This window comes from Bradyrhizobium sp. Pha-3, assembly GCF_042258615.1.
Taxonomy (GTDB): domain Bacteria; phylum Pseudomonadota; class Alphaproteobacteria; order Rhizobiales; family Xanthobacteraceae; genus Bradyrhizobium.
In genome coordinates, this window is sequence record NZ_CP170152.1 from 8,843,034 (window position 1) to 8,863,308 (window position 20,275).

The following is a 20,275-nucleotide window of genomic DNA, read 5'->3' on the forward strand; positions in this document are numbered from 1 at the left end:
TGCACCTTTCCGTCTCGATATGAGCACATAAGCCTGGCGACAATGACCATGAGCGCTTCCAACGACGACCTCGAACGACCGCTACATGAAATGCTGCGGAGACATGCCCGTGAGCGGCCGGAGAAACCGGCCTGCATCTGGTATGGCCGCGCCATCACGTTCCTCGAGCTCGACCGCGCGAGTGATGCATTCGCGGCGCGCCTGCAACAGCTCGGCGTCGCCAAGGGCGAGCCGGTCGCACTGTTCATGAACAATTGTCCGCAATACCTGATGGCGCAATTCGGCATCCAGAAGATCGGCGCCATTGCCTCGCCCTGCGGGGCGCTGAACAAGGAGCACGAGCTCGCCTACCAGCTCGACGATCTCGGCGCGCGCGTGATCGTCGCGGCCGAACCGCTATTGCCGATCGTAGGTCAGGTCCGCGACAAGACGAAGCTCGAGCATGTCTTCGTGGTCCGCTACCCGGACCTGCTGCCCGACCGGCCACCGATCGGCGTTCCGGATGAACTGCTCGCATCCGGCTCCGAGCCGGCCGGTACGGCCGGCGACATCGAGGACTTCCTCTCCGTCGCTGCAAGCGGCGCGTCGCCCCGCGATGTCGCGATCGACATGAACGATACGGCACTGATGATCTACACGTCAGGCAGCACGGGCCGGCCCAAAGGGGCGATGCTGTCCTATCGCAACGTCATCTTCAAGACGGCCGCGACCGTGAACTGCAACGGGATCGGCACCGATGACACGCTGCTCTCGATCGCGCCGCTTTACCATATCGCCGGCATGGTGATGGGCGTGAATGCACCGGTCTACGCCGGCGCGACGTCCGTGCTGTTGTACCGGTTCGATCCGCTCGTGACGGCACAGGCGATCGACCGCTACCAGGTAAGCTGGTGGTACAGCGTGGCGCCGATGAACGTCGCGATCACGCAGCTCCCGAACATTTCCGACTTCGCGCTGAGGAGCCTCCGCGTCAATCCCGTGACCAGTTTCGGCATCGACTGGACCGAAGCGCTTGCCAGGCAATGGCAAGCCGTCGCGCCGAACTGCGAGAGCTTCGAGGCGGCGTACGGGCTGACCGAGACCCACACGGTAGACACCTTCATGCCGCGCACTTCGGTTCGCTGGGGTACCCATGGCAGGCCGGTGCCCGGCAACGAGATCCGGATCGTCGATCCCGACTCCGGCGCAGACAAGCCAGCCGGCGTGCCGGGCGAAATCGTGATCCGCGGCCCGGGCGTATTCAAAGGCTACCGCAATCGTCCCGATGCGACCGCGGACGCGCTGCGCAATGGCTGGCTGCACACCGGCGACATGGGCCGCCTCGATGCCGACGGCTATCTGACCTTCATGGGGCGCTTCAAGGAGATGATCAAGGTCTCCGGCTACAGCGTCTTCCCGGAAGAGGTCGAATCGATTCTGAACAAGCACCCCGACGTGGCGGCGTCAGCCGTGATCGGCGCGCCCGACGCCACCAAGGGCGAGGTGGTCAAGGCCTTCATCGTCCTGGCCCCGCGTGCGGAGCTGGACACCACCAAACTCGTGGCATGGGCGCGCCAGAACATGGCGCCTTACAAGGTGCCGCGCGATGTCAGCTTCGTTACCGAGTTGCCGCGCTCACCGGCCGGCAAGCTGTTGCGGCGGCTGCTCAAGGACTGATGCGGCAGCGAACTTGCGCCAGCCAGAAATCCCGATCGGCCATGTCCCAAAATCACTCCAAATTTGGTCCGACAGCACCTTTTCGGGAAGCGATGTCCATTGGACATGTCATTTTTGGATCCCCGGCGATTGATCGATAAAGAGCAAATTGCAGCCTGCGACATGTTCAGTCACGACAACGAATGCTCGAGCATCAAGTACCAGCGACGCATGAAACGGATGATCGAAGCGCTCACGGGAGAACTGACGCTGCAAGGCATTATCGGTCAGGGGACCACCACGGATCTGCGGGTGGACATCGCCAGCCTAGCCGAAACCGTGCTCATGGCGTGCGACTTTGATAAAGTCGCGGACTGATGTGTCTACCCGGGGCCGAATTGAAAAAAACCTTCGTTCGCGCAAATGACCTAGCTGGCCGCCAACAAACCGACCCACAAATCGGCGGCAGGTTGGCAATGCATTCGGCACAAATAATCGACCGCACGAAATCGCAGTTTGCGCGCACAAAATCGGGCTATGGCGGAGGGAGAGAATCTAGAAAAAGAATTGCTCGATTGCTGCAGCTCGGGTTCTCTCCCAAGGCGAGGGAACCGCGCTCCAGGACAAAGCTTATGCTCTCCCGTTCGTGAAAACCAACGCGTCTAAAGCCGTTGCCGCATTGCAAACGAGACCTCATAACCGCCCGTAGGCAAACGCCAGCCCAAGGGCGCTGCCCAGAACCGACGCGCTGGCTGCCGCGGTAGACGGCCTCGCCAAAGCCTTTGAAAGCGCCTGGTTTTGAGGATCGCTGCGTCTCTCAATCCGCTCTCTAGAGGCCCATCTGCCCCCCTCAGTACCTGCAGGAACCAGGCCTGCCCTTCCAAAATGAAGTCCCTCGGACTCCCGAAAAGGGATCATAGGTACTTTGTCAGATAGTCTCTGCAAACAAATCAATCAGTGTGTCGGATCCCAACGTGGAGCTCTGCTCTTGAGATAACTTTCATGATCGCGAAATTGGCAAGCTTCTTAGCCCGGGAGCTCTTGTATTGTCCCACTCCGGATTCTTCGACGGCTGCACCTTTGCCGTTTCTCGCCACAACGCACACCCTCCTCGATTCGCCTTGCTGGGTGAAATGCGGCGTCTTGCAAGCTATTGTCCCCCTCGCTTCGGTGACGTCCGCAAGCACAGAGTCTTCACCGCGAGACCGGACCGAACGCGTCTTTCACTTGCCTGGCACGAGCGGATCGCCTTCGTCCGTCAACCAAAGTTAGGATCGATCGCTACAGACACCTTCGGGATACACACACCGCTTTGACTCATAGTCAACCAATCGCAATTGCGACGTCCGGGCAACCTCATTTGACTCCAGTGTGCTTCAGAAGACTCTGGAAATCGGGTTTACGCAGCTAGACTGAGTAAGCACTCAACCATCGACTACAGTATGGAGATACTGAAGCTTCCTAGAAGCCTTTGCAGCCGTGGCCAAGCAAAAATTGCCTGGTCGTGCCACCGGATAATTCAGCTAGCACTTCGCTCATCCGACCCGCGGAACCACGCTTACCTTCGACCTTCAGCATTTGGTAGAATCGATAAACGTTATTCTTGTCCTGAAGATAGAGACTTTCCTCGATCGTTGCTTGAGCTATCCTGCACGTATCGGCCGTCATGATCGTCCTTCTATTCAACCAAGCTTGCATGCGTTGAGTCTCTTGCTTCAGTCGTTCATATCCTGACTCATACGCAACTCCATCACCGAGTTCGCGCTCAGCCTCTAGCATGCTTGATGAGAATAGCGGATGCGATGCGGTAATCGAGTCCAATACCTCTTGGGCCATCTGATATTGGTGAAGGATCTCGTGGACCTCATGTGGACCGATCATGGAATTCGCGCTTGATCGAATTGCATACTCCGCCAGCATGCTGATCCGGCATCGAAATGATATCCCCCCCGCGGCGCCATACCGCCAGTTCGCTCGGTCATAAAGTGTATAGCTAACTGTCGGGCACAGCCGCCTGACATCGATTCCAGTGATCTTACGATAGGCAGGAAAAACTCTGCATGCCTGATTTCGTAAAAACGGGCTGCACATCCTTCTAGTCGCAAGGTCTCCCAGCCGAGAACAGTCGATTCGGAATTTAACCCGAAGGCGCTCTGCTTGCGGACAACTAGACACCAGAGTTACGTCCGCCCCGACCGCGGGACAGCTCATCGACGCCACCACAACGGCCGCGGCAATATTCAAGCTGGCTCCAAGCCCGCTTCGTTTGACCTTGAGCATCGCTACCAACTTTGATCAGCCCGTCACACCCAGGGGCTGTTGGGCTTCGCTCTGTGCCAACGAATTTGATGCCAATACTTGAATTACCGCTTCAAGTATTGTGCGCGCCCGCCCTTCAGGTTCGCTGTGTCGCGAACCTCGCGAATCCCAGCTCCCTTATCGGCCTATTCAAAAAGCCCGACTTCTACTTGGGGTCCGATTCGCGTCGACGGATCAACGGCAGCTGTTGAAGGCTACGCACTGTTGGCCTGCGCGACAACACCAATACACGTTGCCGGCGATAGGGTGGACTGCGTGACAACAAACGTCTCCATCATTTTGGCAGCGCCCAAGAAAGCATGATGTGATCGCAGCGACCGAAAAGCTGCCGTCGCTATTTTTTTTGACCGGCGTAAAGTTTACGCTGCCCCCTTGTAGGTCGACTTTCTTTGCAACGCGCCCGTCTTCCGCATGGCCACCGACCGGTAAGCATACGGAGGCGGTCGCGAGAAACAACACCAAGATGGTGACTACTCTCGCCATGAAAGACGCAGTTAATATTGCGAAGATCGATCGCATATCTTCCTCCATTCCAGCAACGGGCAATGGCTTGATGAAGGGCTTCACGGCCGCAGCACTTGATCGACAAAAAGACAACGCCGCCGCGATTTTCGACGAGAGGCGAAGATGAACCTTGCTTGTTTACGCGATCAAGCGATATGGCGCTTCAAATGCACTGCTGCGAACCACCCGCAAATGTATCGCAAGCCTTTGAGCAGCAATCGCTATCTTTCGTGCACTTCGCGTTCACCGGAAGGCACAGTGATGGCGATCTGCGCGCAGGAGACATTCGCTTAGATGAATGCTTGTGTTGCGCAACCGCCAACCCCGATGCTTGCGAATCGTCGACGCGCAGAATTTGCGTCTTTTCCATCGCCTCACCCTTTGAAGAACTTAGTGGGCACAGAATGACTGCGCTGAGCGCAAGTACTACAGATTTAGCAACGAGCATCATTGGTCATATCCCTTGAGATGCGACAACCGCTAATGACATCGAATTTGCAACTGAAGGTATCCGCATCGATTGCCTTCCACGTCTTGCTTCCTAATAGACGAAAAATCTCTAACTTTTGGACCATCAGGCGTATGAACCGTACAAAGCGAAGCTCCGACTCGGTCCTCTGTCGCCCCGCAGCCAAACCACGCGTCGTGAGCGAAAGGGCATTTGTTTTGGTCTTCGCCGATGCAAACAAGGTAGTCTTCGGCCATTGCAACGGAGTTGAATGTCGCTCCCGCCACCAACAGAATCAAACCGGCAATGCGGTTAGTCTTCATGGTCGTCGTCCCTTAGTTGCTAAAGGCAACGGCATCCGCCATTCTCTGCTGTGTCCGCTTCACGGCGAGCTACTTCAAAGTCACTGCCTAGGACATCCGCTCACCTGAATCTCCTCGGAGCGGATCGTCGAATAGTCGGAGTCCCAATGGCGACAGGGATCGCCACCCTGACTTTGAACATTTTCTTGGATGGCCTGTCGGGAGGCAGGGCACGACGCCCCATCGGCAGATATAGTTTGATCGCCGGTGTCGGGTCGGGCTGCAGATCGACAATAGAACCGACGAGCAACGAAGTTCTGCCCGTTATTCGCCTCGGAGACTGAGGGGAGCCCGACAATCACCTGAGATGCAATAATCACAACAGCAAATGCTCGGAAGCCAGCCATAGAAGCGCTCCCAGTTGTAAGTATCAATCCCCCCACGCTATACGAGTATCCCGAGTATTGCAATCTCTGATTTTAAAATATTTTAACCTCAGGTTTAGACGCCTCAACGGGCACGGGAGGTGAGCCTCGAACACAAAAATGATTCTCAAAGAAGGAGGTAGAGAGTGACGCTCCCGAAGAGCGCATCATCTGCGAGTCTGCGGTTCAGTTTCGTCCCTTAGGCCTAGAATGGGCATGGTGCATACTCCTATCAACGAGCCGCCGTGACGGCTTGAGTCGGCCGTCACCGGAAATGGAGCGACGAGTGAAGATCGTGGCGAGCCGCGGCTCCGTGTGTTCGGGTTACAATGCACCTAGACTGTGCGAGTGATCGACAGGCTAAAAGCACTGCCGAAGCGAAGGAGAGAGTACGATGTGGGTATCAATCGTGTTCAATTTGGCAAATGGATCGATGATCTCCGTTCCCGGGTTTTCAGAGCAGAGTCACTGCGATCAATTGGACAACAGCTCACGAAACCATCTGATCGAAAGACGTTTGATCTAAAATATTTCAAAGTAGTCGGCCAGACATAGAACCGGCGTCGGTCACTCCAAAAGAGCCGCTCACAACTGCAACATCTCACCGCGGCTCTGTTTACACCGTTGGCTCAGAGTGGACACAGTGTGCGGAGCCCAGCGACGGTCTGAAGTCTTCACCCGAGTCGACCCGTCGCCGGAAATGGAACGACGAGGACAGCGCGCATTGCTGCAGAGATCGTGTCGAGCAGCAGCTCGGTCTGTTCGGTAGTCCAACGGATCGTAGCCGCCGCAGCTGTTTGGCTAGCGACACAGTCGCGAGAACCCGCGGGCGGTCATTCCGAAGCGGAAGAATTAGAGCTTGTTCCAGAAGTAGTGTATGCCGTCGCGCGGGCTCTCATCGGGAGCACGGGGCGGTACGCTGCAAGGCCAATGGAGCGCCTCTCGTTCGGCAACGAAAGCGTTGGCCGCTGGCGGAAACCTTCGGGCGCGGTGCGCAGGATCGTCGCTAGTGTTCTATTCCGGCTATCGATCCCGCACCAGCTTCGTGCCAAAAAGTCCTTCCTTCTGACGTCCAAGCTCGGTCTGCGTATATGCCTCAAAATCCTTGACGCGTCGTGAGAAGAGCTCCTGACATCTTTGTTTGCCAACCTCGCGCGCGAGGGCCCCAATACGCGACGCTGTATACTTGATGTGGCAACATTCATCATCCGCGATTGCGCAGAGGGTGCGACAAAGAAGCGGCCGCTTCTCGGTGGGCGCGTATGCGTATAAAACAGGTTCCAATAGTTTTTGATGTATCCTTGTGCGCACCTCTCCCAGATTTATCTGGATCAAATGATCCAGAATTTTGTAGTCGCTTGTTGGGGATTTTGGCGCCCGAGCAAACCTCGCCGGTGGAAACTGCCGCTCGATCTCATCTCGGATTTTGGTCGGCAACGCGCCTGGAAAGACCGTGTCGATCATCTGAACGTACATGCGGCAGTGACGCGCTTCATCCTCCACGTGTACCGCCAAGTCGGCTTGAATGTCCTTCCGCTCACATTCATTCGCTGTTTCAGAAAGATCTCTCGCGCCTTCGCCTTCCTTAACTGCGTTCGAGATAAGCGACTGGACAACCCAGACCGGATTCTCAATGTGTTGTCTAAAGCTGTGCCCGTAGGCAGCAAGGAAGTGAACTGGCACTACGTCCCTAGTGGCCGTTTCGAATAGTTCGAGGTAGAGGGCTACATCATCAGACGACTCAGCGCCTGCCAATGTCGGCACGACTTGTCGTTCAATATGTGTACGCCCAGCCAAACCGCCTCAATCCTTCTTGAAGTCTCCGTTGCAGGCAATAAAGGGCGCCATCCCTTCTGCGAAAGGAGCGCTCGAGATTCCAACGATCCCAGCATTGATTGCGATGCTATCGATCTTGACCGTCGTTCCATCGACGTAACCTGAGATCCGTATCCCTTTCTTTCCGGCTATCGCCTTCAAGGCTGCGGCCTGCTCAGGAGTTAGTTCAAAGGAGATAGGAGCGTCTGCGGTCATGTTAACTGCCTCCCATGCTGTAGATACGCGCCAGCGTTGCACCGAGCCGATATTGCACCGAAATCGGGAGGTTTGCAATTAGACCGTGGAAAATCTTTTCGCCGCCTAGCGAGGCGATGTCGAAGAGATAATCGCGTTCGGTTAAGGGGGATTCTGACGATTTTGGCCGGTAGCATTCGGGCTGCGTGAGTGCGTAAAGCTCCTGCGCGATGCGATTCGAGAACCACCATCGCGACAAGGACAAGCTCACGTCGATCGACACTAGAAAGTGCCACCACATGGGAGGGATGTACAACAGGTCGCCTGGTTGGAGTATTGCGTGCTGGAGCGTCGCAACGCATTGCGATTCCGGATGCCTAGGATCAAGAGAAGAGTGGCGGGTAACGCCTGGCGCCAACGGACGGCTCTCAAACACCGCGGTTTCAGTCGGGGCAGCAATCGCCACATACTTATGACCGCATATTTGCATAAAGAGGTTGTGGTTGACTATCCCAACGCCCTCATTGTCTTGATGAAACGTTTGAACAGTACTTCGCGGCCCTAGCCATCCGAGGTCAAAGTACGCGGTGCCAGGACGAGCATTGGCCGGTCGGTAGAGACGCTCGGGGTCAATGGTCAGGTACGAAAGGGGGATCTTTCTCCAATAATATTCGGTGTCGCGGAGCTCGGCTAAGAACGACGCGGCCGTTAAGGCGGCCCGTGCGTGTTCCCATCGATATCGATGCTGTACGGTTATCAGAGTGTCCGGCGAGACCCTCAGCAAGGACTCGTTCAGCTGATGTTTCGTGAGATAGTTGAAATGTCTGCCGCCACGGAGGACGACCGGTACACCATGGTCGATCAGTGTATCTATTGGCGTCTCCACGTGGAGCTGAATTTCGCCTCGCTTCGTGAACCAATCCGCACCGTTCACGTCTGAGAGATGAGGCGTATTCATTGGGACGAAGTGCGCACTGCCATCGAGCCGAAGCCGGCGGAGAAAACGAGATCCGCGCTCGTCGGAACTGGCAGGTCGTAGCGAAAGTTGCTCAATGAAGGGCTACCGGAACGCTCCCACTCGGACCGCATATTATGAAGGTCGGACAGCAGTGCCAATCCATCCGCGCCATGAACAAGGTCGCGGTCGAACGCAGAGATCGCAAAGCTGTTGTCCGGACCCGAGCTACGTAAGCCAAATCCCATCGTACTCGGCGCTAGATATGGCACCTTGCCGAGATTGACAGAAAAAAAGCGCCGCTCGGTGAAGTGAAGATAGCTGCGGAAGCACAGCGACTCATGGATGTGGTGTTTTGCTTTCGGCCTATGACGCACCGTGAGAATATCCCGTTCCAAGACACCGGGGAAAATCTTGTCAAGGTGCGGCGCCCAAAATGCGTCAGGCGAATACGAGCCGCGCGTCGGTACTGAGACTGACAAGATTGCATGATAGCATCTAATCCACCCGTCCCAGTATCGGAACAAGCTGAAACAATCACCACCGCCGGGAATCGCAATAGGCACGGCTAAGTAGCCCCCATCTTTTAGGCTGAGCAATATCGAGCGGTGGAACCGGTCCATTGACGACGTGGAGATGATGACGTCGGAGGGCTGCGGCAGAATGTCGATGAAGTCGCCAGCTACGAGCGTGATGTTAGGTTGCGAAACGATAAGCGGATTGCGCACCGAATGCGCGTACAACGTCTCGATGATTTCACAGCCGGTCACGTGCCCTAACGGGCCAACCAATTGGCTCATGACGTAGGCCAAGTAGCCAGTTCCGCTTCCTATCTCGAAGACTTTTTTGCCGTCGAGAGGAGCCAGATTATCGAGCACGACCTCAAGAAAGTCGCGATCCGAAATGGCGGATAGAACGATCCCGTTGGCACCAACTGCGGTGCGGACAGGACCACGTGGGTTGACTAGCGGCAATCGCCGCGCCAGCTCGGCGGGAAGAAACGAACTGACATTCACTTGCGACAGCGCTGTGGCTACGTTCACACGAAGTCTCCCTACGTCGGTTTCCTTCGGGACCAATCTTGCCAATGCTACAAGAATGCCGTTTGCCGATCACTAAAATTAAAATCTTCTGCCGATGTGGCGGCTGCGCCAACTTGTTCTTATGGCCGATCCAGGAGAATGTTAATCAAATGGCGAGATCAGCGAACTTCCTGATGGAGCTTTAGCTGCTGATACGCGTATTGATTGTTACGAAACAAGTCGGCCAAGGGCCAACATTGGTGCAACCCTATCCTGCTCGACTGGCAGAAGGCTCGGCCAGCAACCCAGAGAAACTTGATTGGCCCACTCAACAACAACGGCACGGGCAATCAGGGAAAAGCGTTTCGTCTAATCGAGCCTGCTACCCACCCTGTTGAAGTGGAGTTGGACGCAGTGGCCGACGTATTTGATCTCACAGAGCTAGCCGCCCAAGAGTACTTTGCTCCGAAGAATGGCAAGCTGGAGCTTAATGAAGGCCGGCGCTACAAGCTCAACCATACACAACTCGAAACTAACCTATGAGAACGACCGGCAGTACAATATTGGGTATTAGGGTATGCGATGCTCATCTACGAAAAGCGCTATCCCACCACTCACCGGCATCGGTGCCCTTCAAACCCGCGCCTATGTTGTCGAGTGCACGGATCATCACGTAGACGGACGCGAACAACAGGGCCAGTCGTGTGACGAGAGGCTGTTCGGCTATTCCATGAGAGTTGAAAGCGAAGCTCTGGAGAACTAAGAACCCGCTGATGAATGGACACGCACAACTCTAGGAGCCCGAAAAAGAGCCGTTTCGTCTCTCTCAAGCGGTACAGCAGAACGGCAATCGAAAATACCGCAGACGTCGCGGTAATTACGCCTGCCAACGACATCCCCGCGATCTTGCAAAGCCCTGTCAGTGCGATCAGCACGCAGGTGACCGATAGAAACCACGACTGGACTTTCACTTACCTTCCCTCCTGAGGAACTATAAAGCTCTTTTATCTCGCTCGCGAAAAAACGACCGACCACGATATCGCCGCATCTCGAGATTCGATCTGAATATCTGTCGCGTCTATAGCTTTTGAATTCGTCGAGAACGCGTTGGCCGGCCGAAGCGCTTCGCGACAGGCGGTTTCGGGCGATGCGACTTTCCCGGGCAGAAACAAGCCTTACGGATCGCAAGGTGTCTCTTTCGACCAGCGGTACCCTTGCGAGCTTCCGGACTTTCTTCGAACGACAAACGGCGCGCCGATCGACGTAGCTCGAGGCGGCTGCGCTTGCGTAGCTTCCGCTCTTCGCCAATTCGAAACTCCACGAACACGTGATCCGACCAATCTATGTCTTGTGCCAGCTTCACGCGAACGCGACTCGCGAATAGATCCTCGCCATCGAGAAAGCGGAAGTCCGCCAAGTCCCCATCTTCTCGCACAACGCTGTAACGGATCCTGCGAATGAGTTGGCTCGAACAAAGGTACGCTCTACTCGGGCTTATGTGAGGTCCGCAGTAAACGCGAACGCCCTCGATCGTGCCTTGGTATCCTAGCCCGCCGCCGGACGGCAGGTTCCTCTCGTGCACGATGTCGTAGTCTTCACGCACCTCACCAGGCCTTCGGTGGATCGCGGCGAATAACTCTGCGCCGAATGGATGGTAGGACGCGATCAGGACCGGCATCGGGCCGACAGTCGGCGCTTTGGCGATCACAGCCTTCCAAAACTCTTCCGTACCTTTCGATATGTCCATGGCGACGACGCGTTTAGGCCGTCGGTTCATGGCCCGCCATACGAGGTTGGCCGACAAGATGCGGCAGCTGTCCGAAAACAACTTGGGTAATTCGTCGAAGGACAGAGCGGACATTTCGGGAATGACGAAGCTACCCTTGTCGATGGTGCCGAATTCCAGTTCGGACCAAATGGCCTGCTCGTACTGCCGCTCGAGCGAATACTGGAAGCAACTCAGCCACGGCCCGATCGACAGCAAGCTCTCGGTCATGTGCTTGCGCACCACACTCATCCTGCCCTCGTCCAAGGACGCGGCCCGCAGGCGCTCCTTTCTAAGGTCCCTAAATCCATTCGTCACCGCGACGAAGACCGAGCACAGTCGCTTCGTCGCAGAGCTAACGTCGAGGTCTGGCTTCACGGCCTGGACCGACCGTTCGTACGCTTCCGACTTCTGCACGTCGGCGAGGTAGTCACCCGTCTGTTGCATGGTCGAAACGAAATTTCGGACCGTTTCGTCATTTTCGAAGACCGGATAGCTCTTCAATTGATCCGCAGTCCGCGATACGCCTTCGTCCCCCTCCTCAGGCAGATTGGCAGCCATTGCGCCGAGAAGAGACGGACGCAGGGTGTCGACGCCATCGATGCCAAAACCGCCGTACACTCGTCCCGAAACCATGCGGGGCGACGCTAAATTGGTGAGGTAACGCACCAAATCATCGAGCGTGGAGCTATATCTGGATTCGGCGAAACGGGGATTGAGCGCATACCTTATTAAGAACTCCCAAAGAAGCCGGAACGTCGTCTTGGACGTCGTGTCGATCATTAGAGAACCCTCGGAGGCACGGATGCGGCGGTCGAGCGTCAGCACGCCGGTTGTCCGTGCCGTCTCTGACGGCTGCTGCTTGGTCGCGTACCAATGCAACGCGAGGAGTCCGCTAACGCAGACGACGTCGGAATGCACTTCCGAAAGCACGATTGCGGAAACCTGGCCCGGCTCCAAACTTCCAGGATCGAACCGGACGTGATGCGACAACTCGCTTCGCACTTCATTCCAATTCTTGGCGAGTAAATCGGGCGTGAAGAGAACCGTGTTCTCGAAGAGATACGTGGATTCCAGATTGGCGTAGAACGGCTGCAACCAACGCAGGAGAAGGTCGCTCAATCGGGCTCGTAAATTCCGAGTTGGTACTGGATCGAGAAACGTTCGTTTCCATCGGTTGAGCGAGAGAGATTCAAAACTGGCCCCTACGAGGGCCTAGTTTTTCGCCGAAATGCCGTACTGTACCAATTCCCGACGTTCTAGGATTCGGAGAAAAATGCGTTCTCCAGCCCCGTTCGCGGCTCGTTTTTAGTACGGCCAGCATTCTCCAGGGCAAAAAGATCACGAAACCGGCCGAGTTTTCGGGCCGTCTCCGTTTCGAGGTACGAAATTTGGTGGCAAAGTGGCGGAGAGAGTGGGATTCGAACCCACGGTACGGTTTCCCGCACACACGCTTTCCAAGCGTGCGCCTTAAGCCACTCGGCCATCTCTCCGGGAGGCCTCTCTTGAAGGGCTGAGGCAGATTTTGCAAGGGGCGCGCGGCTGGAGCGCGAAATTTCCCCAATGGATTGAAAATATTGGGTAAATTAGCAGCGAGGTCGGCCGCGCCCCGCGACTTCGCTTGCCGCGGCCCGCGATTTTTGCCGCTGGCCGGTCAAAGACCGGCGCAAATCAGGCCATGCAAATCGATCGGCCGATCCTCGTCACTCCCAAGTGCGCAATTGCGCACTCCGGCGCATGCGGCTTTACCCCCGCGCATTCTACCTTGCTCGGGGCCCCTGGGTGCGATCGGCACCCGGCTTTCCCCGCCCCTCTGCTCAAGAGCAGGCGAAGCAAGATGCAAAACTCGGACCGATCATGTCGCGAGAACGCGAATGCGTGGCCTGCCGACCGTGCCACAACTTCGGTGTCGTCCTGCGAAAGCAGGCACCCATAGCCACAGGCGGTCATCATTGAAAGACGGTGGAACGACGAGTCCCGTTCGCTACACACTCAGTGATATCGCGCCGCAAAATCCGCCGTGCGGCGCGGCCACAGGCTCGGCGGCTCCGGCAGCGCCGCGGCACCCGCACCGTGCGTATCCTGCAGCGCCTCGATGAAATCGGCGAACCATTGCTGGATGGTGCCGCTGTTGAGCTTCTCCATCATGGCTTCCCAGCGCATCCGCCGCTCGGTCAGCGGCATTGCGAGCGCCGTCGCCAGGGTGCGTGCCATGCCGTCGATGTCGTGCGGATTGACCAGCAACGCGGCGTCGAGCTCGTTCGCGGCACCGGCGAACTTCGACAGCACCAACACGCCGGGGTCGGCCGGATTCTGGGCCGCGACATATTCCTTGGCGACAAGGTTCATGCCGTCCTGCAGTGGCGTCACCACGCCGACCTGCGCGGTGCGGTAGAGCCCTGCGAGCACACCCTGGCCAAAGCCCTTGTTGAGGTAGCGGATCGGCGTCCAGTCGACCTCGCCATGCACGCCGTTGACGTCGGTGACGAGCTTGGCGACCTCGCTCGCGAGATTGCCGTAGGCCTCGATCGCACCGCGCGACGGCGTTGCGATCTGCAGCAGCGACACCGAACGCTTCAGGTTCGGATGCACCGACCACATCCGGTCGAACGCCTTGATGCGGTTGACGAGGCCCTTGGAATAATCGAGCCGATCGACGCCGATCGCGAGCTTCTCGCCGTTGAGGCTGCGCCGCAGCCGCGTTACGTCGGGATGCATCATTGCCTTGGTCGCCTGCTGCGCGAACTTCCCGGGATCGATCCCGATCGGAAACACCGCAGCGCGGGTGCGCCCGAACGGCGAATTGATCACGCCGTCGCGCACCGCGAAATCGAGATCGTTCTGCACGTAGCTCAGGAAGTTCTCGCAGTCCTCATCGGTCTGGAAGCCGATCAGATCATAGGACAGCATCGCCTCGATCAGCTCGCGATGATTGGGCACGCCCGCGATCACCGCGCGCGCCGGCCACGGCGTGTGCAGGAAGAAGCCGACCGGCTGCGTGACGCCGAGATCGCGCAGCTCGGCGCCGAGCGCAAGGAAATGATAGTCCTGGATCCAGAACACGGAATCAGGCTTGCGGAAGCGCAGCAACGCGCGCGCCATGAACGCGTTCACTTCGCGATAGCTCGCGTAGTCCTCGTGCGAGGCACGGATCAGGTCCGCGCGCGAATGCATCGCGGGCCACAGCGCCGAATTGGCAAAGCCTTCATAGTAGCCGCCATAGTGCGCGGCCGGCAGATCGAGCATCGCCAGCGCGCCGGCGCCGAGAGCTTCGACTTCTGCAAAAGGTTCCTTCAAGTTCCCGTCGCGGACGCGTCCACTGGAACCAACCCAGATTGCCCCTGTCTTTTCCACCACCGGCAACAATGCCGCAGCCAGCCCCCCCGTCATGGGTTCATTGGGTTTTCCGCGCGAGACGCGGTTCGATACGACGACGAGGTTCACCCGGTCCCCTCCTGTTGGTCAACTCGCGTATTAACAACCATTCATCAAGATGGTTCCGAGCGCCCCATTTCCGAAGTTGGCGTCGCGTTCGCCGCGGTTTCTTACGCCAACTTCGGAAGAAAAGGGGCGCTCGCAAACAACAAATCGCGTGCCGCTGATCGATTTGAAGTTCCTACACGTGCCAGCCGCGAGATTTTAGGAACTTCAAATCGGCGGCACGCGTCAAGGAATCTCCCAAATGAAACCAAATTCTGGCGAAGACGCATGGAACTCGCGGGAACTCGCGAAAAGAAAAATTCATGCGAGGTCGCTCACACGACGCAAAAGCACCGCATTCGAATCGGCTGCGATGAATCTGACTCGTTAGGACAGGCCCACGGCCCTATCATCGCCGAGCAGCTGCGCGAGAAATTCGCGCACATCGCTCGGCCCGTCGAAATGTCCGGCGACGCCGGTGGCGCGACGGCCGACGGAGAATGCGAGACCGTTGAAATCGGGCATGATCGCGAACACGGTCTCATCGGTGACGTCGTCGCCGATGAAGAACGGGCGGCGTCCCTTGAACGGCTCATGCGTCATCAACTCGAGCACGCCGGTCGCCTTGGTGAAGCCGGAATGCTTGATCTCGCAGACGCTCTTGCCCGGCAGCACCTCGATCGGCGCATTCGGCAGCTCGGCGCGGATCAGAGACACCGCCTCATAGATCGCCTTCTCCGCCTGCGGCGCCAGCCGATAGTGCAGCGCCAGCGAATAGCCCTTGTCCTCGAGCAGAATGCCGGGGCTGAGCTTGGCGATCGCGGCGAGGCGGCGCTTCAATTCCTTGTCGAGCGGCGGTGCGTGCGCGGCGACCGCCTCGCTGTCCGGCTGCAGCCGCATCTCGGCGCCATGGCCGCCGACCGCGGGGAACTGCTCGGGCGCGAAGATCAGATCGATGTCGTTGAGCGAGCGGCCGCTGACCAGCGCCAGCGCGCCGCCCGTGCGATCATGCAATTGCTTCAGCGTGGTCGCGAGCTCCGGCGGCACCCAGACCTCGCGCGGCGTCGGCGCGAAATCGAGCAAGGTGCCGTCGATGTCGAGCAGCACCGCGGTGCGATCCAGCGGCGGAATCAGCGATGCCGGCGCCGGCACGCTGCCGGTCGTAGCATTGGGGGCGATGTCATCATCCAGGGGCATTTCGGCCACGTCATGCTTCGTCATAGTCTACTCCACAAATGCCAACGGCCGCGCGACAGATTCGAGCGGTTTTCGCTCGGCCGCGACGGCATAGCGCCATGCGACGGCTGCGGCGACCATCATGAGTGCCGACCCCAGCAGGTAGCCGGCGAAGACGCTGTTGCGCGATCCGGTGTCGATCAGCACGCCGAACAACGCCGGTCCGATCACGCCGCCGATTCCGGTGCCAACGGCGTAGAAGACGGCGATCGCGAGCGCGCGGACCTCCAGCGGAAACGTCTCGCTGACGGTGAGATAGGCCGCGCTCGCAGCCGGCGAGGCGAAGAAGAAGATCACCATCCAGGCGATGGTCTGGGTCTGCGCGCTGAGCACCCCGATCGAGAACAGATAACCGGACAAAGCCAGCAGCACGCCCGAGATGCCATAGGTCAGCGCGATCATGGTGCGGCGGCCAAGCGTGTCGAACAGGCGGCCGAGCAGCAGCGGCCCGAGGAAGTTGCCGGCGGCGAACGGCAGGATGTACCAGCCAACATTGCTGGCGGCGATGCCGAAGAAATCGGTCAGGATCAGCGCGAAGGTGAAGAAGATCGCATTGTAGAAGAATGCCTGCGCGGCCATCAGCGTCAGCCCGACCAGCGAGCGCTGCCGGTAGGTGGAGAACAGCGTCACGGCGACCTCGCGCAGCGGCGTGTGATCGCGCATCCGGATCTTGATCTTCTCAAAACCCTCGCCCGGCTGCTCGTGACCGAGCACGGAAGTCTCGATATCGGCGACGATCCGGTGGGCCTCTTCGGGGCGTCCATGGATCATCAGCCAGCGCGGGCTTTCCGGAATCCACATCCGCATCAGCAGCACGACGAGGCCGAGCACCGCGCCGGTGAAATAGGCGATCCGCCAGCCGTGATCCGGCGCAAGCAGCGCAGGATCGAGCAGGACGATGGCGCTCAACGCGCCGATCGCGGCGCCGATCCAGAAGCTGCCGTTGATGACGAGGTCGGTCCAGCCGCGATAACGCGCCGGCACCAGCTCCTGGATGGTCGAATTGATCGCGGTGTATTCGCCGCCGATGCCGGCGCCGGTGAGGAAGCGAAACAGCGCGTAGCTCGCGACATTCCACGACAGCGCGGTCGCAGCCGTCGCCGAGAGATAAAGCGCGAGCGTGATGAAGAACAGCTTCTTGCGCCCGATCCGGTCGGTGAGCCAGCCGAAGCCGAGCGCGCCGAGCACGGCGCCAGCGAGGTAGGCGCTGCTGGCAAGCCCGACATCGGCGTTGGAGAAGCTCATCGTCGGGCTCTCCTTCAGCGCGCCCGACAGCGCACCGGCGAGCGTCACTTCGAGCCCGTCGAGAATCCAGGTGATGCCGAGCGCCAGCACGACGCGGGTGTGGAAGCCGCTCCAGCTGAGATTGTCGAGCCGAACCGGGATCGAGGTCTCGATGATGCGGTCGTCATTGGGCGTGCCTTGAGCCACCGCCGCGTGCGTCGTCGCAGAACTCAATTGTGTCCGCTGCAGTGTCATCAGAATGGACCAATGAGAAACGCCCCGGAACGCTGTGTTCCAAGGCTCTCTTTCCCAGGATTGCGGCAAACGGAGTGCCCGCCACACGACATCAACGCCGCAGGCCGGCAGGGGTTCCCGCAATGCGGCAAAGCGAGGAAAATCGCCGTATTGCTGAAAATAATTCGAGCGGGATTGATTTTGTCGTCCCGGCGAAAGCAATTATTTCCGTCGTCCTGGCGAAAGCCAGGACCTATACGCCGCGGCCATGACAATGGGCACGCGGCGAATTGCACGTATAACGATAACGATTGGTGGGTCCTGGCTTTCGCCAGGACGACGATGGATACACCAGCGCGCCGCTTACGCCGCGCGGATGTTCGCCATGAAGCGGTCGAGCTCCTCGCGCAGCCGCGAACTCTCGACCGACAGCGAGCGGGCCGAGTTCAGCACCTCTTCGGAGGCGACTCCCGTCTCGGTGGCGCCGCGGTTGACCTGGGTGACGCTGGAGGCGGCTTCCTGGGTGCCCTGCGCGACGTTCTGCACGCTGCGTGCGATCTCCTGCGTTGCCGCGCTCTGCTGCTCGACCGAGCTCGCGATATTGGTCGCGATCCCGGAGATCTGGCCGATCGTGCCGCCGATCTCCTTGATCGCGGCAACCGATTCCTGCGTCGCGGCCTGCATTCCCGAGATGTGGGTGGAGATCTCGTCGGTGGCTCGCGCGGTCTGGCTCGCCAGCGACTTCACTTCGGCGGCGACCACCGCAAAGCCGCGGCCCGCGTCGCCGGCGCGCGCGGCCTCGATGGTGGCGTTCAATGCCAGCAGGTTGGTCTGCTCGGCGATCGCCGTGATCAGCTTGACCACGTCGCCGATCTCCTGCGCGGCGCGCGAGAGCTTGCCGATCCGGGCATCGGTCTGCTCGGCCTGGCGCACGGCGGAATCGGCGATCTGGCTGGATTCCTTGGCGCGGCGGCCGATCTCGTCGACCGAGGCGGACAGCTCCTCGGTCGCGGAGGCCACCGACTGCATGTTGCTGGAGGCCTCCTCGGAGGCGCCGGCGACCTGGCTCGACAGGTTCTGCGTGGTCTCGGCAGTGCGGGTCAGCGTCCCGGCCGCGGATTCGAGCTGCACGGCGGAAGCCGACACGTTGGAGACGATCGAGCCGACGGCGGATTCGAATTCGTCGGCGAAGCGAATGAGCTCGGTGCGCCGCGCGGCGGCGCTCGCCTTGTTCTGCGCCTCCTGGGTGGCGGCATCGCGCTCGGCCTTGGCGACCGCCTGGACCTTGAACTCTTCCACCGCGCCGGCCATCTCGCCGAGTTCGTCGCGACGGCCGAGGCCCGGCAGCACCACGTCGAAATTGCCGGCCGCAAGCTCGCGCATCGCCGCACACATCGCCGCGATCGGGCGCGAAATGCCCTTGCCGAGCAGGAAGGCCCACACCAGCCCGAGCACGAAGCTGCCGGCGGCAAGCATCAGGATCAGCTGCTCGGTTTCGCCGATCATGGAATGCGATTCGTTCTCGAGCCGCTTCTGGTCGGCGAGCAGGTCGGACTTCATGGCCGCCGCACCCCGGCTGATGGCGGCCGCGGATTCCGTCATCTCGACGATCAATTCGTCGATCGACTTCGCATTCGCGATCAGCTTGGCCAGCGCCTCGCGGTACTCTTCAAGCAGCCCGGTGATATCCTTCACGCCCTGGGTGATCCGCTCGTTCTTCGAGGTGATCCCCTTCACGAGATTGTCGGCGAATTTCAGCCGGGCGAGCGCGCTGGAGGCAACCGTCTTGTCGCCGTTGACGACGAAGGTGTTGACCGCGCCGGTGATCGACTGCAGCTGGTCGGCGACCTTCTTGGCGCCGAACTGAATCGACTGCAGCTCGGAATCGTCGGCATTGCTCGGCAGGTCGTCGAGCTTGTACCGCATCGAGGTCGCACTGCGGACCAGTTTGTTCTGCGCGGTCTGCGCGCTCTCGTCCTTGATACGGACGATCTCGGCAAAGATCTTGGTGAAGGCGCGGAATTCGCGCTCCAGCTTGGTGACCTGCTCGAGCCGGGCCGGATTGGTGGTGCCCTTCATCGACGCCACGATGGCATCCTTCAGGCCGCCCTCGGCGGCGAGCGCGGCCTTGGCGTCGTCCTCCTTGCCGGTGGCGACGTAGTAGCGCGCCAGCGAACGGTAGGAGATCAATTCGCGATCGATGTTGCGGGCAAGATCGGCTTCCGCGACGCTCTGGCGATAGGACCCGACCCCGGCGGAGACCCGCTCAAAGCCCATATAGGCAAAGCCCATGGTGGCCGCCGACAGCGCCAGCGTAACGGCAAAGCCGAGCATGATCTTGGCTTGAAATCTGAGGGTTGGGAACCTGATCGACAGCGATCGCTTGAGTCCCGGCATTCCAACCCCCGTCTTCATTCTGAAAACCACGCAGGGTCCGGCAGCAACCCGCCCCAGCCCCCGGAGGGCAAAACTAAGGCAGAATCAATAAGGCCCGGTAAATGGGCAGCGCCGCGCCCGTATCGGCCCGGTACTACCTTGGTCTGCCCAGGGGGGTGGGCAAGGTGATTGACGCGCGGGTCCGGCCCGATACTTTAGAACCTATCAAACCTGTCCCTGCCCGGGCCAGGAGAACACATCGGGAGGTGTCCCATGTCATCGCGTCGGTCGGCGCTGCTGGCGCTTGCGGCGAGCGTAGCTGCCGGCGAAGCCGCGCGGCCCATGACATCCCCCCTCACGACCTAGAGTATAAAGTCAGGGCGGACCGCGAACCATCGCG

Annotated in this window: 14 protein-coding genes and 1 tRNA gene; 4 read left to right on the forward strand and 11 right to left on the reverse strand. The window is 59.2% G+C overall.

The window, feature by feature from the left end; genetic code table 11:
- Positions 1-48 precede the first annotated feature (48 nt).
- Together ACE10Z_RS41315 and ACE10Z_RS41320 are read left to right on the forward strand one after the other, a co-directional pair.
- The gene (locus ACE10Z_RS41315) at positions 49-1,656 is read left to right on the forward strand and encodes an AMP-binding protein (protein WP_375785807.1); all 1,608 of its coding nucleotides are present in this window, start codon (positions 49-51) and stop codon (positions 1,654-1,656) included.
- A gap of 129 nt (positions 1,657-1,785) precedes the next feature.
- On the forward strand, positions 1,786-2,013 hold the full coding sequence (locus ACE10Z_RS41320; RefSeq protein WP_375785808.1) for a hypothetical protein: 228 nt from the start codon (positions 1,786-1,788) through the stop codon (positions 2,011-2,013).
- A 1,083-nt stretch (positions 2,014-3,096) separates the two neighbouring features.
- Here the strand turns inward: ACE10Z_RS41320 and ACE10Z_RS41325 are convergent.
- Complete coding sequence (locus tag ACE10Z_RS41325) at positions 3,097-3,516, reverse strand: hypothetical protein (RefSeq protein WP_375785809.1); 420 nt, start codon at positions 3,514-3,516, stop codon at positions 3,097-3,099.
- Positions 3,517-4,258: 742 nt separating this feature from the next.
- Between ACE10Z_RS41325 and ACE10Z_RS41330 the strand changes: the two genes are divergently transcribed.
- On the forward strand, positions 4,259-4,585 hold the full coding sequence (locus tag ACE10Z_RS41330; RefSeq protein WP_375785810.1) for a hypothetical protein: 327 nt from the start codon (positions 4,259-4,261) through the stop codon (positions 4,583-4,585).
- Positions 4,586-6,656: 2,071 nt separating this feature from the next.
- Here the strand turns inward: ACE10Z_RS41330 and ACE10Z_RS41335 are convergent.
- Genes ACE10Z_RS41335 through ACE10Z_RS41350 form a run of 4 tightly spaced genes read right to left on the reverse strand, consistent with a single transcriptional unit; the run spans position 6,657 to position 9,641 of the window.
- The gene (locus ACE10Z_RS41335) at positions 6,657-7,430 is read right to left on the reverse strand and encodes a hypothetical protein (protein ID WP_375785811.1); all 774 of its coding nucleotides are present in this window, start codon (positions 7,428-7,430) and stop codon (positions 6,657-6,659) included.
- 6 nt (positions 7,431-7,436) lie between these two features.
- Positions 7,437-7,664 (reverse strand): hypothetical protein, encoded by a 228-nt coding sequence (locus ACE10Z_RS41340; protein ID WP_375785812.1) that lies wholly within the window; start codon positions 7,662-7,664, stop codon positions 7,437-7,439.
- A gap of 1 nt (position 7,665) precedes the next feature.
- Positions 7,666-8,601, reverse strand: coding sequence for a cupin-like domain-containing protein (locus ACE10Z_RS41345; protein WP_375785813.1), 936 nt, complete (start codon positions 8,599-8,601; stop codon positions 7,666-7,668).
- A complete protein-coding gene (locus tag ACE10Z_RS41350; RefSeq protein ID WP_375785814.1) occupies positions 8,598-9,641 on the reverse strand; it encodes a protein-L-isoaspartate O-methyltransferase in 1,044 nt (347 codons plus the stop codon). The genes ACE10Z_RS41345 and ACE10Z_RS41350 overlap by 4 nt, the downstream gene beginning before the upstream one ends.
- A 204-nt stretch (positions 9,642-9,845) precedes the next feature.
- Between ACE10Z_RS41350 and ACE10Z_RS41355 the strand changes: the two genes are divergently transcribed.
- Complete coding sequence (locus tag ACE10Z_RS41355) at positions 9,846-10,163, forward strand: hypothetical protein (RefSeq protein WP_375785815.1); 318 nt, start codon at positions 9,846-9,848, stop codon at positions 10,161-10,163.
- 535 nt (positions 10,164-10,698) lie between these two features.
- On the opposite strand, the gene ACE10Z_RS41360 is transcribed toward ACE10Z_RS41355, so the two are convergent.
- From ACE10Z_RS41360 to ACE10Z_RS41385, 6 genes are all read right to left on the reverse strand, one after another.
- Positions 10,699-12,507, reverse strand: coding sequence for a hypothetical protein (locus ACE10Z_RS41360; protein ID WP_375785816.1), 1,809 nt, complete (start codon positions 12,505-12,507; stop codon positions 10,699-10,701).
- A gap of 281 nt (positions 12,508-12,788) precedes the next feature.
- A tRNA-Ser gene (locus ACE10Z_RS41365) sits at positions 12,789-12,878 on the reverse strand.
- 499 nt (positions 12,879-13,377) lie between these two features.
- Positions 13,378-14,829: a trehalose-6-phosphate synthase gene (locus tag ACE10Z_RS41370; protein ID WP_375785817.1), complete on the reverse strand. Its 1,452-nt coding sequence runs from the start codon at positions 14,827-14,829 to the stop codon at positions 13,378-13,380.
- A gap of 363 nt (positions 14,830-15,192) precedes the next feature.
- Entirely contained in the window at positions 15,193-16,002 is an 810-nt protein-coding gene (gene otsB / locus ACE10Z_RS41375; RefSeq protein ID WP_375790052.1) for a trehalose-phosphatase, read from the reverse strand.
- A 27-nt stretch (positions 16,003-16,029) separates the two neighbouring features.
- Positions 16,030-17,520 (reverse strand): MFS transporter, encoded by a 1,491-nt coding sequence (locus tag ACE10Z_RS41380; protein ID WP_375785818.1) that lies wholly within the window; start codon positions 17,518-17,520, stop codon positions 16,030-16,032.
- A 342-nt stretch (positions 17,521-17,862) separates the two neighbouring features.
- Positions 17,863-19,896 carry a methyl-accepting chemotaxis protein gene (locus ACE10Z_RS41385; protein ID WP_375785819.1) on the reverse strand — a complete coding sequence of 678 codons (2,034 nt, stop codon included), beginning with the start codon at positions 19,894-19,896 and terminating at the stop codon, positions 17,863-17,865.
- Between the last annotated feature and the right edge of the window lie 379 nt (positions 19,897-20,275).

Excerpts from the sequence above, each read along its gene's own strand:
- ACE10Z_RS41340 (WP_375785812.1), bottom strand. The coding sequence starts at position 7,664 with ATGACCGCAGACGCTCCTATCTCCTTTGAACTAACTCCTGAGCAGGCC.
- ACE10Z_RS41345 (WP_375785813.1), bottom strand. The coding sequence starts at position 8,601 with ATGAATACGCCTCATCTCTCAGACGTGAACGGTGCGGATTGGTTCACG.
- otsB (WP_375790052.1), bottom strand. The coding sequence starts at position 16,002 with ATGCCCCTGGATGATGACATCGCCCCCAATGCTACGACCGGCAGCGTG.
- ACE10Z_RS41315 (WP_375785807.1), top strand. The coding sequence starts at position 49 with ATGAGCGCTTCCAACGACGACCTCGAACGACCGCTACATGAAATGCTG.
- ACE10Z_RS41325 (WP_375785809.1), bottom strand. The coding sequence starts at position 3,516 with ATGATCGGTCCACATGAGGTCCACGAGATCCTTCACCAATATCAGATG.
- ACE10Z_RS41380 (WP_375785818.1), bottom strand. The coding sequence starts at position 17,520 with ATGACACTGCAGCGGACACAATTGAGTTCTGCGACGACGCACGCGGCG.
- ACE10Z_RS41385 (WP_375785819.1), bottom strand. The coding sequence starts at position 19,896 with ATGCCGGGACTCAAGCGATCGCTGTCGATCAGGTTCCCAACCCTCAGA.